A 16277-nucleotide genomic window follows, 5' to 3' on the forward strand; every position below is an offset into this window, starting at 1 on the left:
GCCCAAAACAGCGAATTCGGGCCACGGGGCCCCGGATTTTTTGTCCTAATGGAAGTATGAGAAACCCAGAGCCCCTGCCGATGCCCCTCTCGCAGTTCCCTTTCACTTTGGAGGCTGCCCTGCGTCGGGGCATCTCCAAGAAGCGAACTCGAGCGAGAGATCTCTCCACACCCAGCCGTGGCATCCGGCTTCCCGTCCAAGCCGAGTTTGAGCTCCTCGATAGCTGCCGAACGTTGACGGAGACAACTCCTCAAAGTTTCATCAGCCACGTGACGGCGGCGAGGATCCATGGGTTCTATCTCCCCCAGCGTTTTCAGCAGCAACAGTCCTTGGATCTGGCGAGGTTCGCCGGCGATGCCCGGCCTCGCCGAAAGGGCGTTCACGGCCGACAGCTCGAGCTAGCCCGTAGCGATCTCGTCATTTGTGCCGGCGTCCCCATGACCTCCCTGCAACGAACTCTGCTGGATCTGGCTCCCATGCTCACGGTCGAGGAGTTGGTGGATATTGCCGATCAGCTGGCCAGCGAGCACCACCGCTCCTTTGGCCGCCAGGTGTACCCGCTCGTCTCTTTGGATGCGCTCAAGGCCTACATCGCCGAGCATCCGCGGCATCGGGGGCTGGCCAAGCTCCACGCGGCCCTGGACCTGGCGCGGGTGGGCTCGGATTCACCGCGGGAGACGATGCTGCGGCTCATGATCGGGCGCTGGCCCTTGCCCGAGTTCAAACACAATGTGGAAATCAGGGATGAACATGGCGTGGGGAAGGTGGGGCCGGACCTGGGCTGTGAAGAGTACCGGACCTGCGCCGAGTACGACGGCGCCCATCACTTCTCCCCTGCCCAACAGGCCAAAGACCACGACAGGGATTACATCACCAAGAATCTGGGCTGGCATCAGGTCCTGATCAACAATGACGATATCTGGGCCGGTGAGCTCGTGGTCATCACCAAAATTGCCCGGGCGCTCAAGCTTGGCGGGTGGGCGGACCCCACCAATTTGGCCGAGCGCTCGTTGCAGGGGCTGTTAAACACCCGCAAGGACTTCGAATAGCCCATGAACGAGATTGACCCGTCACATCACGCCGCTTTGAACGTTCAAAAGGGCGTGATGTGACGGGTCAACGGGGATTTAGCGCTTCAGGAGCCCGCGGACCTTCTTCATGGAGCGGCGCGCTACGGGAAGTGCCTTCGCGAAGACCGGGTAGAGCGGTGACAGGGCCAGATCCCAAGTACCCGCCAGCATGTCCTCATGGTCGGCGAAGCCAAACTTGAATTTGGAGACACCGTCGTTGAGCAAGCCGTTGAAGTCGTAGCGTGTGATGCCGCGAGCCTTCATTTCCTGGATGGCGAGCCACTTCAGCGAGAAGTTGGCGCGCAACTGGCTGCCTTCCTCGGTCATGCCGCCGTACAGCTCAAAGGCGGTGGAGCCACTCGCGGCGAGCCACAGGAACGAGACCAGCTTCTCGCCGTCGAACGCACCGTAGATGGGCGAGCCCTCGCCGAGGTTGCGCAGAATATCGGCGTAGTAGCCATCCTCGTGGATCCCGAAGTCCGCACGCTCGGCGGTCTCCTTGTACACGCTCATGCACTGCGCCACCTCCGCCTCGGTGACGGCCCGGTACTCGAGCGCCTCGCGGCTGGACTTGCGAATGTACTGGCGCGTCTTCTTGGACATGGCCGCGAGCAGCTCGTCCTCAGTGCGCGTCAGATCCAAAATCAAGGTGCGCGGAATCAAGATGGTGCTGTTGCTCGGCACCCATCCCGTGGCCGGCAACGACGCCACAGCCACCGTCGCGGCGTCCCAATCCGGCTCTATGCTCAGCGCAACCGACTTGTGGGTGGTCTTCACATAACGTCCGACGGCGTTAAGCACCTCATTCTCCAGGCCTGCCTCGGCCTGTGGTCCCCTCGCCAGGTATGCCAGGGAGCGGAACGGGAATGGCAAGGTGCGCAGGAGGATCTGAGCTGAGCCGACGAGCGTGTCGCCGTCGCGGACCAGGACACGATCAACCCGCCAATTATGCGCGGCCTTCGTTTCACCCCAGCCCCACAATTGCATGGGATGCCCCTGCTGCGAATCAACAGCAGCATCCCATTCGACGCGATCAAGGCAAGGCACAACACTTAAAGTCATGCTTCAACCCTACCGGCTAGCCTCGACGAGCGTAGCTCTCCCACTTGGCAGCCTGGTGCTCACCGTCGACGAAACGGATCGTCCCGGACTTGGAGCGCATCACGATTGACTGCGTCAGCACGCGGCCCTTGTCGTAACGCACACCGCGGAGCAGATCGCCATCGGTGATGCCGGTCGCAGCGAAGTAGCAGTTGTCACTGGTGACCAGATCGTTGGTGGAGAGGACGCGGTCCAGGTCGTGTCCGGCGTCGAGCGCCTTTTGCTTCTCCTCATCAGAGGTGGGCCACAGACGACCCTGAATGACACCACCGAGTGTCTTGATGGCGCAGGCGGCGACGATGCCTTCCGGCGTGCCACCGATACCCATGAGCGCGTCAACGCCAGTTCCGGCGCGGGCGGCAGCGATGGCACCGGCCACGTCACCGTCGAGGATGATCTTGGTACGGGCTCCGGCGTCGCGGATTTCGGCGATGAGTGGCTGGTGGCGATCGCGGTCCAGCACCATGACGGTGAGCTGGTTAACCTTGACACCCTTGGCCTTGGCGATGAGGTGCAGGTTTTGCTTGACGGGCAGGCGCAGGTCAACCATGTCTGCGGCTTCCGGGCCCGTGACGAGCTTTTCCATGTAGAACACGGCGGAGGGGTCGAACATGGTGCCGCGTTCGGCCACAGCCAGAACTGCGAGGGCGTTGTTGATGCCCATGGCCGTCAGGCGGGTTCCATCGATGGGGTCAACGGCGACATCGCACTCGGGGCCGGAGCCGTCGCCAACAACCTCGCCATTGAACAGCATGGGGGCTTCGTCTTTTTCACCTTCACCGATGACTACAACACCGTTGAAGTGCACCGTTGAGAGGAGGGAACGCATAGCGTCAACGGCCGCACCGTCGGCAAGGTTTTTTTCGCCGAATCCAACCCAGTGGCCACCGGCGATAGCGGCGGCTTCGGTCACACGGACGAGCTCAAGGGCTAGGTTCCGGTCCGGCTCGTCATCACCAACGGCGAGCGAACGGGACAGGTGGGAATAATCCAATTGTGATGCTTTTTCAGGCACGTAAAAACCCCATTGTTTAGGTAGGCACAGATTATTTCGTGCGCTTCAATGCGCAACTCTGACGTTTTTTGCCTACGGAACCATCATAGGCGACCCAACGAGCCACCCGAGTGTGAGCTATCGCACAACTAAACTATCGCGCTTTTTTGTCCAGCAACTTCTGGGAAGATGGACAGGTGAGTGAATCTAGCCCTACCCCTACCGTCAAGCCCGTTATCGCAGCCGGCGCGGCCAAGCGAGCCAACGCATCCATCATCGGCATGCTGTTGGCCATGTTCTCAACGGTGGCTATTGTGCTCGCTGTTGTGTGGCTTAACCCACAGCAAAAAGCCGACGGCTACCGTGTCGCCATCGACGTCCCCGCAGTTGCTGCCAACGCGGCGGGCCCGGCAGGCTTCAGCCCCGTCGCCCCGACGCTGCCCGAGGGCTGGTCCGCGAACTATGCGCGCTGGAATCCCCCGGGCACCGATGGCGTGGCGTTCTGGGACGTTGGTTACGTCACGGGAAGCAACACTTTCATCGCTTTGCGTCAGACCATTACGGCTAACCCCACCTGGGTCGCCGCACAGTCCAGCAATGCCCCCGTCACGGGAAGCCGCACGATCGACGGTCACGACTGGGAATTGCGCGACAAGCCCAAGGGCGATCGCAGCCTGGTGCTCACGAGCGGCAGCACCACGATCATTTTGACCGGTGCGGCCGATTTCAAAGACTTTGATATTCTTGCCACCGGCGCAACGAAGCAGCTTGCTGCCGATGCAGCAGCCACCGCGAACGCCGCAAGCACTCCCTCAACGAAAGTCGGCAAATAATGCTCGGTGCAGAAGACGGAAATATCAATGTAATGGCAAATAACCCCCAGACGCCTGCGGAGGCGTGGGAGACCTTGATGGCTGGCAACGCCCGATTCGTTGACAGCAATTCCTCACATCCCAATCAGGATGCGGCCCGCCGAACCTCCTTGCTCTCTACCCAGCATCCTTTCGCCGTCATCTTTGGCTGCTCCGATTCCCGCCTCGCCGCCGAGATCATCTTTGATCTGGGCCTCGGCGACGCCTTCGTGGTTCGCACCGCCGGCCACGTCATCGACAACACCGTCCTGGGTTCGCTCGAGTACAGCGTCGACTACCTGAACGTGCCGCTGATCGTTGTCCTGGGCCACGACAATTGCGGTGCCGTCACGGCCACGCAGGACGCCGTCGCCACAGGCAACATGCCCGCCGGCTTCATCCGCGACCTCGTCGAACGCATCACCCCCTCGGTCCTGACCTCCTTGCGTAAGGACCAGAACAGCGGCATCAGCGACATGATCACCGAGCACGTCAAGCAGACCGCGGCCCGCCTCGTGGAAAACTCCCCCATCATCGCCAGCGCGGTCGCCCGCCAGCGCACGGCCGTGGTGGGCCTGACCTACCGCCTCAGCGATGGTCGCGCCGATCTCGTCTACAGCAATGGTTCCCTCGGCGCCTAGCTCACCTTGTGAAGGCTCGACGGCGGATCTCACCATCCGCCGTCGGGCCTTCTTTTTGTTGGGCTCACCCAGGCAACATCGTGGCATCGGGAACGGTGACGGTTTTTAGCTCAGGGCCCCGCGGCGATATGGTGGATGCATGACTGATACTGCCGCGGCTACCGCACAAGAATTCCGTATTGAACATGACACCATGGGCGAGGTCCGGGTTCCGGTCAACGCTCTCTACAGCGCCCAGACCCAGCGCGCCGTTGAAAACTTCCCGATTTCGGGCATGACACTGGAGTCTGCCCACATTGCAGCACTGGCGCGCATCAAGAAGGCTGCCGCCACGATCAACGCCGAGTTGGGTGTCCTGGACGCCGAACTGGCACGCGCCATCGAGGCAGCAGCTGACCTGGTTGCCGGCGGCGAGTACGACGGTAACTTCCCGATCGACGTCTTCCAGACCGGTTCGGGTACCTCCTCCAACATGAACATGAACGAGGTTCTGGCAACCTTGGCCAACCGCGCACTCGTTGCTGCCGGTTCCGAAAAGGTTGTTCACCCCAACGACCATGTCAACGCCTCACAGTCCTCCAACGATGTCTTCCCGACCTCGGTTCACGTAGCAGCCACCTCGGCCCTGATCAACGACCTGATCCCGGCCTTGGCATACCTGGCTGAGTCCCTGGAGCGCAAGGAAGCGGAGTTCGCCGACGTTGTGAAGTCCGGCCGCACCCACTTGATGGATGCCACTCCCGTGACCTTGGGCCAGGAATTTGGCGGCTACGCTGCCCAGATCCGTTACGGCATCGAGCGCGTCGAGTCCGCTCTCCCCCGCGTTGCCGAGGTCCCTCTCGGCGGCACCGCCGTTGGTACGGGCATCAACACCCCGGCCGGCTTCCCGCAGCGTGTCATCGCCCTGCTCGCCCAAGACACCGGCTTGCCGCTGACCGAGGCTCGCAACCACTTTGAGGCTCAGGCTAACCGCGACGGTCTCATCGAGGCATCCGGCCAGCTGCGTAACATTGCGTACTCGATCATGAAAATCAACAACGATCTGCGTTGGTTGGGCTCCGGCCCCAACACCGGCCTGGGCGAAATCAACATCCCCGATCTGCAGCCGGGCTCCTCCATCATGCCGGGTAAGGTCAACCCGGTCATCGCCGAGGCTTCCATCATGGTTGCCGCTCAGGTTATCGGTAACGACACCACGATCGCCTTGTCCTCCACGAATGGCGCCTTCGAGTTGAACGTCGGCATCCCGGTCATGGCCTCGAACCTCTTGCAGTCCATCCGCTTGCTCACCAACACGAGCCGCGTCATGGCCGACAAGATGATTGACGGCCTGACCGCCAACGTTGAGCGCGCCCGCTTCCTGGCCGAGGCTTCACCGTCCATCGTGACCCCGCTGAACAAGCACATTGGTTACGAGAACGCCGCCAAGATCGCCAAGCACGCCATCAAGGAAGGCCTCACGATCCGTGAAGCCGTTCTGGCCCTTGGCTTCGTTGACCGTGGCGAGCTGACCCTGGAGCAGCTGGATAAGGGCCTTGACGTCATGGCCATGACTCGCGCCCCGAAGTAAATCTCCATTTAGCTGGCCCGCACTGGGCGGCCAGGGATCTCGTTTTAGAGGCGATCCTTGGCTGACTGGTGCGGGCCAGTTTTGTTTTGGGCGGGAAGTTTGACGACGGGGGTTCAGGTCGTGCCTCCCCGTTTCCGTGGTGGGAGCTCTTAGGATCACTGTCATGACCACAGGCAAGGATTCTGCGACAGACCCGGCCGCTGCACTGCTAGACCAGCACATTCCAGGGCAATCAGTCATGACCAAGCTGGCGGAGGTCCTTGAACAGCAAGCTCCGCAGTCAAAGCTCGGGCGCTTTTTTGGTGCCGATCCACTCGACTCGATCAGCCGCCCCTGGTATCAAGGCGCAATGGGCGAGATCGAGGTGGGAAAACTTCTTGCCCGGCTCGGCCCGGAGTGGACAGTTCTTCATGCCGTGCCCGTCGGGACCGGAGAATCGGATATTGACCATGTGGTGATCGGCGCCCGGGGGGTCTTCACCATCAACACCAAGAACCACGCTGACAAGTCCATCTGGGTTGGCGGGCGGACACTCATGGTGTCGGGCCAGCGAACGGACCACCTTCGAAACTCGGTTCACGAAGCAGCCCGTGCTGGCAAGAGCCTGTCGGCTCCCGTGGGATTCACCGTTCCGGTGACAGGACTCATCGTCCTTGTCGGAGCCAAGAAAGTAGACATCAAGGAGGCACCTGCCGGGGTCACGGTTCTCACGGCTCCGCGACTCCTGCGCTGGCTGGGCAAACGCCCCACAACCCTCTCCGACGATGCGGTGGCCGAGATTGTCACTGCCGCAAAACTGCCCGGAACGTGGCATCGGGCACCCCGGTATGCTGGCAACCCCGCCGAGATTCAGGCCCAGTTCAACCAGGTTCACCAAGACGTCCAGGCGGCCCGGCGCCGCAAAAGGTCTTGGGGCTTCGCCGGAATGGCAGCAATACTCGTCGCAGGCCTTGCCGTGATCACCACCGGTCCAACCATCCTCGAAACAATCACGCAGGCCTTGATGCCCTGAGGTGCGTAGAACTTAGACTGGCCACAGACTTCACGTTCGGCAAGCAGATATCCGCATGATGGTTGGAATTGGGGAAGCAGACTACGCGAGCATCTTGATTCCACGGGCCATCAACGGTTCGAACGGCCATGAGGCCGCAGAACGCCACGTATCAAAGGTGGCGTTCCTCCCGCCAAGCGCCCTGTACCCGGCCTGTGGGGATACTCGGAAGCTAGCACCGCCCCGGAAATAGGGCGAGCATGCCAATGAAGGATGACCTCCCGTCGTCGTGCTTTAAGGGGGTGTGATTAACTCCACAGAACAATGACTTTGCACTCTAGCTTTAATAGTGCAAACTTTTACCTTGTGACTGAAAGTGCAAAACACTGCCAACCTCAGGGCCTGCGTGCCCGCAAACGTGAGGCGACGCGGTCGGCGATTACCGCGGCGGCGCGACGTTTGACGAGCCAAAATGGCCTCAACGGCTTCACGATCGAACAGCTCTGCGAGCAGGTCGGTGTGTCTCGACGGACTTTCTTTAACTACTTTCCCTCCAAGGAAGACGCCATCATCGGCTACCTTCTGGATGAGTTCCCGGCAGATGCCTTGGAAAAGTTCCTGCACGCCGCCGGCCCCGATTCCGGTGTGGAACGTGGCCCTCTGGGACTGAGCACCACGTTATTGCGTGACTTGTTCCGCCTCGCCAACGCCATGGTTGAGGAGCTAAACATCTCCAAGGAACACCTGCAGGAACTTGCGATAGTCATGAAGCGTGAACCGCAACTCATGCTCAAGGTCATTGGCAGCGCCGAATATCGGGAACGCGAGTTTGCCGGGCTCATCGCCCAACGTGAGAATCTCGCCGTCGACGATCCTGCGACGAACATGGCCGCAGCCATTTTTGGCACCTGCTCCCAACGCGCCGGACAGCTGTTTTTCTCCGAGGCCAACACCTTGCCGTTCCAGGAGATCCTGGCCAACAATCTGCACATGGCCCAACAAATTTTCAACTTCTCGACTTTACCCGCTGATTTATCCATTGAAGGGACTCCATGAGTACCGCTGCTAAAACAGAGCAACCGCTCCTGCTGACCCAAAAGAGAATCTGGATCATCTTCTCCGCGCTGATCGCCGGAATGCTCCTCTCGAGCCTGGACCAGACCATTGTCTCGACCGCCATGCCCACCATCGTGGGTAAATTGGGCGGTGTGGCTCACCAGACGTGGATCACCACTGCGTACCTGTTGGCCACCACGATCGTGATGCCGATCTACGGCAAGCTCGGCGATATGCTCGGGCGCCGTAACCTGTTCCTCGCCGCGATCGCCATCTTTACGCTGGCCTCCATCGGTTGCGCCTTTGCCACTGACTTCTGGGGCTTTGTGATCTTCCGTGCCATGCAGGGTCTCGGCGGCGGTGGTTTGATGATTCTCTCGCAGGCCATCATTGCCGACATCGTGCCGGCTAATGAACGCGGTAAGTACATGGGCCCGCTGGGCGCTATCTTCGGTCTGGCTGCCGTGGCCGGTCCCTTGTTGGGCGGTTACTTCGTGGATCACCTGACGTGGGAATGGGCTTTCTACATCAATATCCCGATCGGTATCGCCGCCTTCCTGGTAGCCTTCTTCGCCCTGACCTTGCCGTCTAAAAAGGCCACGAAAAAGATCGACTACATGGGCGTGGTGTTCCTATCCATCGCCACGACCTGCCTGATCTTCTTCACCGATTTCGGCGGCAAGCCCGACGGCTGGACCAGCCTGACCACCTGGGCCTGGGGTGCTGGCATGTTCGCCGCCATCGCACTGTTCATCTTCACCGAGGCCCACGCGGAAGATCCCATCATTCCGCTCTCCTTGTTCAAGAACCCGATCTTCCTGAACTCCACTGCCATTGGTTTTGTCCTGGGTATGGGCATGTTCGCCGCCATCGCCTTCGTGCCCACATTCCTGCAGATGTCCACGGGCACCTCCGCCGCGGTCTCGGGCTTGCTCATGCTTCCCATGATGGTGGGTCTCATGGGTACCTCGATCTGGTCGGGTATTCGCATGTCCAAGACCGGCAAGTACAAGGCATTCCCGATCGCCGGTTCCATCCTGACGATTATCGCCATGCTGTGGTTCACCACGCTGTCCGCCGAGACTCCGATCTGGGTCATTTGCGCCCAGCTGTTTGTCTTCGGTGCGGGTCTGGGTTTGATCATGCAGATCGTGGTCATCGTGGTGCAGAACTCCGTCCCGGCCGCCCAGCTGGGAACGGCCACGAGCACGAACAACTACTTCCGTGAAGTTGGTTCGGCCCTGGGTGTTGCCATCTTTGGCGCCATGTTCACCACGCGTCTGGCGAACTCCCTCACCGAGGTCTTTGCCTCCAGCGGTGCCTCGACTGAGGAAGCCGGAAATGCCATGGCCACCCTCGACCCGCAGGAGCTTCACAAGTTGCCGCAGGTCATTCAGGACGGCATCATCAACGCCTACGCCGATTCCCTGGCCCCCGTGTTCTGGTACCTGATCCCGTTCATGGCGGTGGCCCTGATCCTGGCGCTGTTCATGAAGGTCATCCCGCTCTCGGACACCTCCGGCATGGTGGCTCGCGGCGAGGCCATTGGCGGAGCTGAGGCCGAGCGTTTGGAAGCGGAGCTGCTGGCGGATGTCGCTGCTAAGGATGCTGGCGTAACCCCGGACAAACCCTAGCTTTCGCTCCAAAGGCGCGTGCCGCCGTCGTACTTTTTCCAAGCGCGACGGCGGCACGCGTCTTTTGCGTTCCGGCACGCCCTCCACCTCGTCGAGTCGCCAGATCACGCCCCTAACCTAGATCCAAAACGGCGTGATGTGACGAGTCAACACTGGAAGTGAGGCGTTTCAACGCTGGAAATAGGGTGTCCCGTCGAAGACCAAGGCCCGCTCGATGCAGGCGAGGTGGCCGGGGCGTAACGGCGGCAGGTCCTCGATGGCGAACCAGGCTACGTCCAGGGACTCGTCGTCGTTGACGCAGGCTGTGCCACTGACATAGCGGCAGATGAATTCGATGTTGAGGAAGTCGCAGACGTCGTTGTTGGGGAACGTCACCGGACCCACGGCCGAGACGCCCAGGAGGTGCTCAATCCGGGCCACGACGGCGGTTTCCTCAAAGATTTCCCGGATCAAGCCGGGGCCAGGTTCCTCCCCCGGATCCAGGATTCCCGTGATGAGCGCCCAGCCGCCGGTGTCGGAGCGTTCGCCCAGCAGGACGCGGCCAGCGTCGTCAAACACCACCCCGCGCACGCCGGGGAGCCAGAGGGGCTCGTGACCAATTTTCTTGCGCAGATTGACAATGAAGTCCGGTGATCCCATGGCCTCAGCCTAGCGCGCACAAAAGATCCGGAGTCTGCGGCACATGCCACAGGCTCCGGATCTTCTCGCGTGGGTGCTTAGCCGAAGGGGATGACGCCGATCAGGATGGCCACGGCCAACATGACCAAGGAGACGATCAAGGCACGCCACAGGGTCTTCTTGTGGTGGTCACCAAGTTCCACCTTGGAGAGCGAGACGAGCAAGAGAATCGCAGGAACCAAGGGGCTCTGCATGTGGACGGGCTGTCCGGTGATCGAGGCTCGAGCCATGGCGGCCGGGTCGATGCCGAAGTGGGCCGCCGTCTCGCTCAGTACGGGCAGGACGCCGAAGTAGAAGGCATCGTTGCTCATGAAGAATGTCATGGGGATGCTCAACAAACCGGTGATGACGGCCATGTACGGGCCCATCGAGGTGGGGATGACGCTCACGAGCCAGGCAGCCATGGCGTCGACCATGCCGGTGCCGCTGAGTACGCCGGTCAGCACGGCTGCGGCCATGACCATGGAGACCACCGCCACGATGCTGCTCGAGTGCGAGACGAGCGCCTTGGCCTGATCCTTGACGTGCGGGAAGTTCACCAGCAGGGCAATCGCGGAGCCCACCATGAAGATGTAGGCCAGCGGCAGGACGTCCATAACGAGCACGACCATGAGGGTCACCGTCAAGGCGAGGTTGAACCAAAACAGCTTGGGCCGCAGAGTGGACCGATTGGGATCCAGCTGTGCATCCGCGAGGGCGGGGCTGACAGCGTCGGACTCCTGCTCCGCCACGGCGAGCACCTGGGCATCAAAGCGGGCCTGTGCCGCGGACCGCGGCTTTTCCATCGTCAATACGCCGTTGCCCGAGCCGTGCGGCGCGGAGGTGGCGGTGCCGCCCGAGGAGGATCCGGCGTCGTCCGAGGAAGCTGAGCTGCCACGCTCGCCTGCCCACAAGCTACCGGCGAGGGCGAGACGGCGTCGTTCGCGCACACCGAGGTGCCAGGCGAAGAGGAAGATTACGATCATGCCCGCGATGAGCGAGGGAATCATGGGGACGAAGACCTCGCTGGGCGAGACCTTCAGAGCTGCGGCGGCGCGGGCCGTGGGGCCGCCCCAGGGCAGGATGTTAATGGTGCCGTTGGCCAGACCGGCCACGCAGGTCAGCACCACCGGGCTCATGCCCAGACGCAGGTAGATGGGCAGCATGGCCGCCGTGGTCAGGATGAAGGTGGTGGAACCGTCGCCGTCGAGGGACACCACCGCGGCCAGAACCGCCGTACCGAGCACAACCTTCGCGGGGTCGTTGCCCAGCGTGCGCAGGATCAGTTTCACGAGCGGATCGAACAAGCCCACGTCGATCATCATGCCGAAGAAGACAATCGCGAACATCAACAACGCAGCGGTTGAGGTTAGGCTCTTCATTGAATCCATGACCATATCGCCAATGCCCAGACCGGCACCGGCAAAAAGACCAAAGATGGTGGGGACGACGATCAAGGCCACCACGGGCGTCAACTTCTTGGTCATGATCAGGGTCATAAAGACCGCGATCATGGCATACCCAAGGATTACCAGCATTTGAACTCCTTTGTACAAAGGCCGCATTTGTGAGCCTCAATAAAGAGACTAAGGTGAGCTAAGTCACGCGACGGGCTTTAGTGCGCTTGCCCCAAGTAGTGCTCATTGAGTACGTTTATCCCGTTAATCCCACAGAGTTGTGTTGAGTGAGTAAGGAAGCTTTCAACGATGCAAGCCCCTCGGCTCCGATTTTCCACCCGGGTCCTGCTGCTGCAGCTGGCCGTGGTGTGCGCCGTAGTGTTGCTGACCGCGGGAACGTTTGCGGCGCTCACCTACCAGTGGCTTGGCGATCAAGCCGAGGAGCGTGCCTTGGCCGTGGCTCGCACCGTGGCGTCCTCCGAGGCCGTGCGCCGCGAGACCGCCATTTTGGCCGCGACGCCGGTCCAGCAGCTGACCCCGGAGGCGCTGGCCCAGGGCCCGCTCGAGGATTTCGCAACGGCCACGCAGGAGCGCACGGGCGCCTTATTCGTGGTGGTGACGGATGAGGCCGGACTGCGGTTGGCGCATCCCAACCCCACTTTGTTAGGAAAAATGGTGTCAACCGACCCCTCGGTGGCCCTGGCAGGTGGCGAGGAGACCTCCCAGGAGCACGGCACGCTGGGGCAATCCGCGCGTGCCAAGGTGCCGGTCTTTGCGCCCGGATCCAGCACGCAGGTGGTGGGCGAGGTCAGTGTGGGGTTCTCCAGCGACGACATCGTGGCCGGGATGCTGCGCAATATCGTGCCCGTGGCGATGATTGCCGCGGCGTCCCTGATCTTGGCCCTCGTGGCCTCGACCCTCATGAGCTCCCGGCTGCGACGCCTCACGCTCGGGCTGGAGCCGGAGGAGATCTCGGGCTTGGCGCAGGATCAGGAGGCCGTGCTGCGCGGGGTTGATGAGGGCGTCATCGGCGTCTCCGAGAACGGCACCATCACGGTCTTTAACGACGGCGCCCGGCGACTCCTCGCCCCCGCCTCAGCGCTCGACTACAGCGGCCAGCCGCTGGCAGACTGCGGCCTCCCGAATTTTCTGTCCATGCTCGACGACGGCCCGCAGGAGCATGTGGTCGGCGAGCGCGTTGTCATTGTCACTTCACGTCCGGTGCGCGTGAGCAGTCATGGCGAGCTCCCCCTAGGGCGCGTCATCATGGTCAGGGACAGGACCGAGGTGCAGGCGTTGACGCGCCAACTCGACGCCGTCAACGCCCTGGGCACCGCTCTGCGAGCGCAGCGGCACGAGTTCGCGAATCGTTGGCACACCGTGGCGGGCCTACTGGCGTTGGAACGCACCGCCGAGGCCAGCGACTACCTCAGCGAGATCATGGACAGTGGCCCCCTGAGTTATCCGGCCCAGGATCTGTCCCTGTTGCATGATCCCTACCTTGAGGCGTTTATTGGGGCCAAGAGCATTGAGGCCCATGAGCGTGGTGTAGAGCTGCGCATCGGGGCAGGCACCTCGGTCCGCGGCCAAATCAGCGACCCCCAGGATGTGACGGCCATTTTGGGTAATCTGCTCGACAACGCCATCACGGCCGCCGTGGCCGGCTCCTCCCCCAGCCGCTGGGTAGAGGTGGAGGTCTTGGATGACCATGGTGCGGACGGCGGAACACTGCATCTCGTGGTGGCCGATTCCGGTGACGGCCTCCACGGCGATGGCACCTTGATCTTCACGCCCGGCTATTCCACCGCCAGCCCCTCCGGCTTGGATCCCATCAGCGGTCACGGCGTGGGCTTACCCCTGGTGCGACATCTGGCCCGCCGTCGCGGTGGCGATGTCTGGGTCGCCGACGCCGGCTCACCCCATTCCCACGGCGCGGTCTTCTGCGCCAAGCTACCCGGTGTCATTGCGCTGACACCGCGCTTCGAGGAGCACTCATGAGTAACACCTTCTCCGTCCTCATCGTTGAGGATGACTTTCACGTAGGGCGGCTGCACGCAGGATATGTCGACGCCGTTCCAGGCTTTCATGCCCTCCCTCCGGCACCCACAGCAGCGGAAGGCCTGAAGGTCATTACGGCCCAACGCCCAGATCTGGTGCTGTTGGATGTGTATCTGCCCGATGCTTCGGGTCTGGATCTGCTGCGCACCATTGATACTGACGCCATGATGCTCAGCGCCGCCTCCGATCCGGAGTCGCTCCGCAAAGCCATGCGGCGCGGCGCCTTGGCCTATCTCATCAAACCGTTCTCGGCCGAGGTCTTGGCGACCCGGCTTCGCGGTTATGCCCGCTATCGCCGAGTCCTGTCGGAAACGGGCACCGTGACCCAGGACCGGCTCGAATCCGCATGGCAGGCGCTGCACCCCAACTCCCCCACAGCCGGAGCCAAGTCCAACTCGGCCACCGAGATCGCCGTCCTCGCGGCCCTGGCCACGCGCGGAGATCAGTCTGCCGCGGATGTGGCGGCCGCCGTCGGAATTTCCCGAACAACAGCCCAGCGCTATCTCTCCTCATTGGCCGACGACGGAGCTATCGCCATCACCCTGCGCTACGGCACTACGGGGCGGCCCTAGCATCGTTACAGCGCCGCTCCCGACTAAGGTGAGCAAGCAGACAGCCATTTTGTTTTGAGTAATTCAAAACAAGTACTAAACTTGAAGCATGGCACAGGATACGACTGTAGGGACAGCAGAGGCTCGGCTTCGCTCGGTGGGACTGAAGGTCACCGCCCCGCGGCTCGCCGTCCTTGACGCCGTCTCCACACCCGGACATCGCGATGCCGACACCGTGTTTTCGCTGGTGTCACCTCAGCTGCCGAAGACCTCCCTGCAGGCTGTCTACGGCGTCCTCGCTGCCCTCGTGAGCTCTGGTTTGGTCCGCAAGATCGAACCGGCCGGCTCTGCGGCACTCTATGAAAGCCGCGTGGGTGACAATCACCATCACGTGGCATGTCTGAGCTGCGGCAGCATTGCAGACGTTGACTGCGCCATCGGGGCCAGCCCGTGCCTGACTCCTTCAAATACCAATGGATTTTCTATTCACGTCGCTGAAGTGACATTTTGGGGCGTCTGCGCCCCGTGCCAATCCGCCGATACCCCCGCCGTTTAACCGGATCCGGGAACCCGCTCTAGCCCACATCACCTGGGCGCTATTTGTTGCGCCCTCGATCGAGATCATTCAAAGGATTTATCATGAACGCCTCAACTCATCACTCGCAGTCCAGCAACGCTCCCACCGCCCCGGCGCGCGCCTATGGCGGCAGCTACATCAGCACCGGTACACCCCGCGCCGCGCGCTATGGCCGTTACGTGAGCAGCTCCGCTCCCCAGGTCAAGGCCGTGGGCAGCTACATCACCACCGCGCAGCCCTTTAGCGGCACCATTGGCAGCTACGTCACGAGCGACTAATTCTCGTACCCCAATCCGAGACGGGATCTCCCGCCTCGGGCTATGCTGTGGGCATGAGCGCTTCCCAGTTCTCGGCCGATTCCTTCCGGCACCTGTGCCGATCCTCCCCTTGGCGCTGGCAGACGGTGCGGTTTGAGCTGCACAGTAGTTTGCCTACCCAGCTCGACGGCGGACCGGCCGTCACTGGCGCTGCTGGCTCGGGTGGCGCGCATCGTGCGACCAACCCGACACTGAGCTGCTGGGTTCGTCGGCCCGGGGCGCTGCGTGTGGAGACCGCCACGGGAAAGCTTCTGGCCAGCACCACCAAGATCAACCAGTCCAAGGATTCCCTCTTCATCAGCGGCAACCGCTCCCCCTGGTTACTGCCACCTCGCCTCGTCAACCCCGTGAAGGACGATGCCGGCCTGGTGATTCGCCGCCCGGAGGCACAGTACGGGGAACCGGCCTATGGTTCTGGCCGAGCAGCGGCGGCACTGGATCCGGTGGAGGTGGCCGGAGATCATCCCGTGCCCCTCGAGAAACCTTTTGCCAATGTGGCAGAAATTTTCGAGGTCCACGAAGTGGAGCATCAGGGCCGAGCCGCCCTAGAGGCGATCCTGAGCCCCAATAGCAGTTATCTCCCGCACTTCCCCGAGGCTCCCCTACTTTTCCCTGGCCGCACCCTCCTGCGAATCGATCTCGACACCGCCATTTGTGTGATGTCGCGATCGCTGGACGGGGGCACGGCCGGAGCCGGACACTCCATGACGCTCCTTGGTGTTGATGAGTACATGCTCGATGACCTCTTCGAGGATGTCAGCATGGGACTCACGGACGTCCGCGCCCACATCCCGTGGGAGTTGGGCGCGTAG

General features: G+C 61.9%; 16 protein-coding genes. 12 read left to right on the forward strand and 4 right to left on the reverse strand.

What is annotated here, in order from left to right:
- Positions 1–56 precede the first annotated feature (56 nt).
- Positions 57–1049 (forward strand): DUF559 domain-containing protein, encoded by a 993-nt coding sequence (locus tag CVS30_RS18290; RefSeq protein ID WP_245934502.1) that lies wholly within the window; start codon positions 57–59, stop codon positions 1047–1049.
- 78 nt (positions 1050–1127) lie between these two features.
- On the opposite strand, the gene CVS30_RS08020 is transcribed toward CVS30_RS18290, so the two are convergent.
- Together CVS30_RS08020 and glpX are read right to left on the reverse strand one after the other, a co-directional pair.
- Positions 1128–2132, reverse strand: coding sequence for a lipid II:glycine glycyltransferase FemX (locus tag CVS30_RS08020; protein ID WP_110484815.1), 1005 nt, complete (start codon positions 2130–2132; stop codon positions 1128–1130).
- Between the two features lie 16 nt (positions 2133–2148).
- Positions 2149–3186, reverse strand: coding sequence for a class II fructose-bisphosphatase (gene glpX / locus CVS30_RS08025; protein WP_110484816.1), 1038 nt, complete (start codon positions 3184–3186; stop codon positions 2149–2151).
- 176 nt (positions 3187–3362) lie between these two features.
- On the opposite strand from glpX, the gene CVS30_RS08030 reads away from it, so the two are divergent.
- The 6 genes from CVS30_RS08030 to CVS30_RS08055 all read left to right on the forward strand — a co-directional run bounded on the left by CVS30_RS08030 (position 3363) and on the right by CVS30_RS08055 (position 9908).
- Complete coding sequence (locus tag CVS30_RS08030) at positions 3363–3998, forward strand: DUF4245 domain-containing protein (RefSeq protein ID WP_110484817.1); 636 nt, start codon at positions 3363–3365, stop codon at positions 3996–3998.
- Between the two features lie 32 nt (positions 3999–4030).
- Entirely contained in the window at positions 4031–4657 is a 627-nt protein-coding gene (locus CVS30_RS08035) for a carbonic anhydrase (RefSeq protein ID WP_110484925.1), read from the forward strand.
- 139 nt (positions 4658–4796) lie between these two features.
- Positions 4797–6227 carry a class II fumarate hydratase gene (locus CVS30_RS08040; protein WP_110484818.1) on the forward strand — a complete coding sequence of 477 codons (1431 nt, stop codon included), beginning with the start codon at positions 4797–4799 and terminating at the stop codon, positions 6225–6227.
- Positions 6228–6390: 163 nt separating this feature from the next.
- Positions 6391–7239: a nuclease-related domain-containing protein gene (locus CVS30_RS08045; protein WP_245934503.1), complete on the forward strand. Its 849-nt coding sequence runs from the start codon at positions 6391–6393 to the stop codon at positions 7237–7239.
- A gap of 345 nt (positions 7240–7584) precedes the next feature.
- Positions 7585–8274: a TetR/AcrR family transcriptional regulator gene (locus tag CVS30_RS08050; protein ID WP_181419733.1), complete on the forward strand. Its 690-nt coding sequence runs from the start codon at positions 7585–7587 to the stop codon at positions 8272–8274.
- Positions 8271–9908 (forward strand): MDR family MFS transporter, encoded by a 1638-nt coding sequence (locus CVS30_RS08055; RefSeq protein WP_110484820.1) that lies wholly within the window; start codon positions 8271–8273, stop codon positions 9906–9908. The genes CVS30_RS08050 and CVS30_RS08055 overlap by 4 nt, the downstream gene beginning before the upstream one ends.
- A 168-nt stretch (positions 9909–10076) precedes the next feature.
- Here the strand turns inward: CVS30_RS08055 and CVS30_RS08060 are convergent, their stop codons facing one another.
- Both CVS30_RS08060 and CVS30_RS08065 read right to left on the reverse strand, forming a co-directional pair.
- Positions 10077–10547 (reverse strand): NUDIX hydrolase, encoded by a 471-nt coding sequence (locus CVS30_RS08060; RefSeq protein WP_110484821.1) that lies wholly within the window; start codon positions 10545–10547, stop codon positions 10077–10079.
- A gap of 77 nt (positions 10548–10624) precedes the next feature.
- Positions 10625–12103 (reverse strand): CitMHS family transporter, encoded by a 1479-nt coding sequence (locus CVS30_RS08065; protein ID WP_110484822.1) that lies wholly within the window; start codon positions 12101–12103, stop codon positions 10625–10627.
- 168 nt (positions 12104–12271) lie between these two features.
- Between CVS30_RS08065 and CVS30_RS08070 the strand changes: the two genes are divergently transcribed.
- The 5 genes from CVS30_RS08070 to CVS30_RS08090 all read left to right on the forward strand — a co-directional run bounded on the left by CVS30_RS08070 (position 12272) and on the right by CVS30_RS08090 (position 16277).
- On the forward strand, positions 12272–13960 hold the full coding sequence (locus CVS30_RS08070) for a sensor histidine kinase (protein ID WP_110484823.1): 1689 nt from the start codon (positions 12272–12274) through the stop codon (positions 13958–13960).
- Positions 13957–14592, forward strand: a complete 636-nt coding sequence (locus CVS30_RS08075; RefSeq protein ID WP_110484824.1) for a response regulator — start codon at positions 13957–13959, stop codon at positions 14590–14592. Before CVS30_RS08070 ends, CVS30_RS08075 begins: the two co-directional genes overlap by 4 nt.
- Positions 14593–14680: 88 nt before the next feature.
- Positions 14681–15127: a Fur family transcriptional regulator gene (locus tag CVS30_RS08080; protein WP_110484825.1), complete on the forward strand. Its 447-nt coding sequence runs from the start codon at positions 14681–14683 to the stop codon at positions 15125–15127.
- An 83-nt stretch (positions 15128–15210) separates the two neighbouring features.
- The gene (locus CVS30_RS08085; protein ID WP_110484826.1) at positions 15211–15426 is read left to right on the forward strand and encodes a hypothetical protein; all 216 of its coding nucleotides are present in this window, start codon (positions 15211–15213) and stop codon (positions 15424–15426) included.
- 53 nt (positions 15427–15479) lie between these two features.
- Complete coding sequence (locus CVS30_RS08090) at positions 15480–16277, forward strand: hypothetical protein (RefSeq protein WP_110484827.1); 798 nt, start codon at positions 15480–15482, stop codon at positions 16275–16277.

Origin of the sequence: Arthrobacter psychrolactophilus (assembly GCF_003219795.1) — a bacterium.
Classification (GTDB): Bacteria; Actinomycetota; Actinomycetes; order Actinomycetales; family Micrococcaceae; genus Specibacter; species Specibacter psychrolactophilus.

Bases quoted from the DNA above. Each gene is read 5' to 3' on its own strand.
- CVS30_RS18290 (WP_245934502.1), top strand. From the start codon at position 57: ATGAGAAACCCAGAGCCCCTGCCGATGCCCCTCTCGCAGTTCCCTTTC.
- CVS30_RS08020 (WP_110484815.1), bottom strand. From the start codon at position 2,132: ATGACTTTAAGTGTTGTGCCTTGCCTTGATCGCGTCGAATGGGATGCT.
- CVS30_RS08035 (WP_110484925.1), top strand. From the start codon at position 4,031: ATGGCAAATAACCCCCAGACGCCTGCGGAGGCGTGGGAGACCTTGATG.
- CVS30_RS08040 (WP_110484818.1), top strand. From the start codon at position 4,797: ATGACTGATACTGCCGCGGCTACCGCACAAGAATTCCGTATTGAACAT.
- CVS30_RS08045 (WP_245934503.1), top strand. From the start codon at position 6,391: ATGACCACAGGCAAGGATTCTGCGACAGACCCGGCCGCTGCACTGCTA.
- CVS30_RS08055 (WP_110484820.1), top strand. From the start codon at position 8,271: ATGAGTACCGCTGCTAAAACAGAGCAACCGCTCCTGCTGACCCAAAAG.
- CVS30_RS08060 (WP_110484821.1), bottom strand. From the start codon at position 10,547: ATGGGATCACCGGACTTCATTGTCAATCTGCGCAAGAAAATTGGTCAC.
- CVS30_RS08065 (WP_110484822.1), bottom strand. From the start codon at position 12,103: ATGCTGGTAATCCTTGGGTATGCCATGATCGCGGTCTTTATGACCCTG.
- CVS30_RS08070 (WP_110484823.1), top strand. From the start codon at position 12,272: ATGCAAGCCCCTCGGCTCCGATTTTCCACCCGGGTCCTGCTGCTGCAG.
- CVS30_RS08075 (WP_110484824.1), top strand. From the start codon at position 13,957: ATGAGTAACACCTTCTCCGTCCTCATCGTTGAGGATGACTTTCACGTA.
- CVS30_RS08080 (WP_110484825.1), top strand. From the start codon at position 14,681: ATGGCACAGGATACGACTGTAGGGACAGCAGAGGCTCGGCTTCGCTCG.
- CVS30_RS08085 (WP_110484826.1), top strand. From the start codon at position 15,211: ATGAACGCCTCAACTCATCACTCGCAGTCCAGCAACGCTCCCACCGCC.
- CVS30_RS08090 (WP_110484827.1), top strand. From the start codon at position 15,480: ATGAGCGCTTCCCAGTTCTCGGCCGATTCCTTCCGGCACCTGTGCCGA.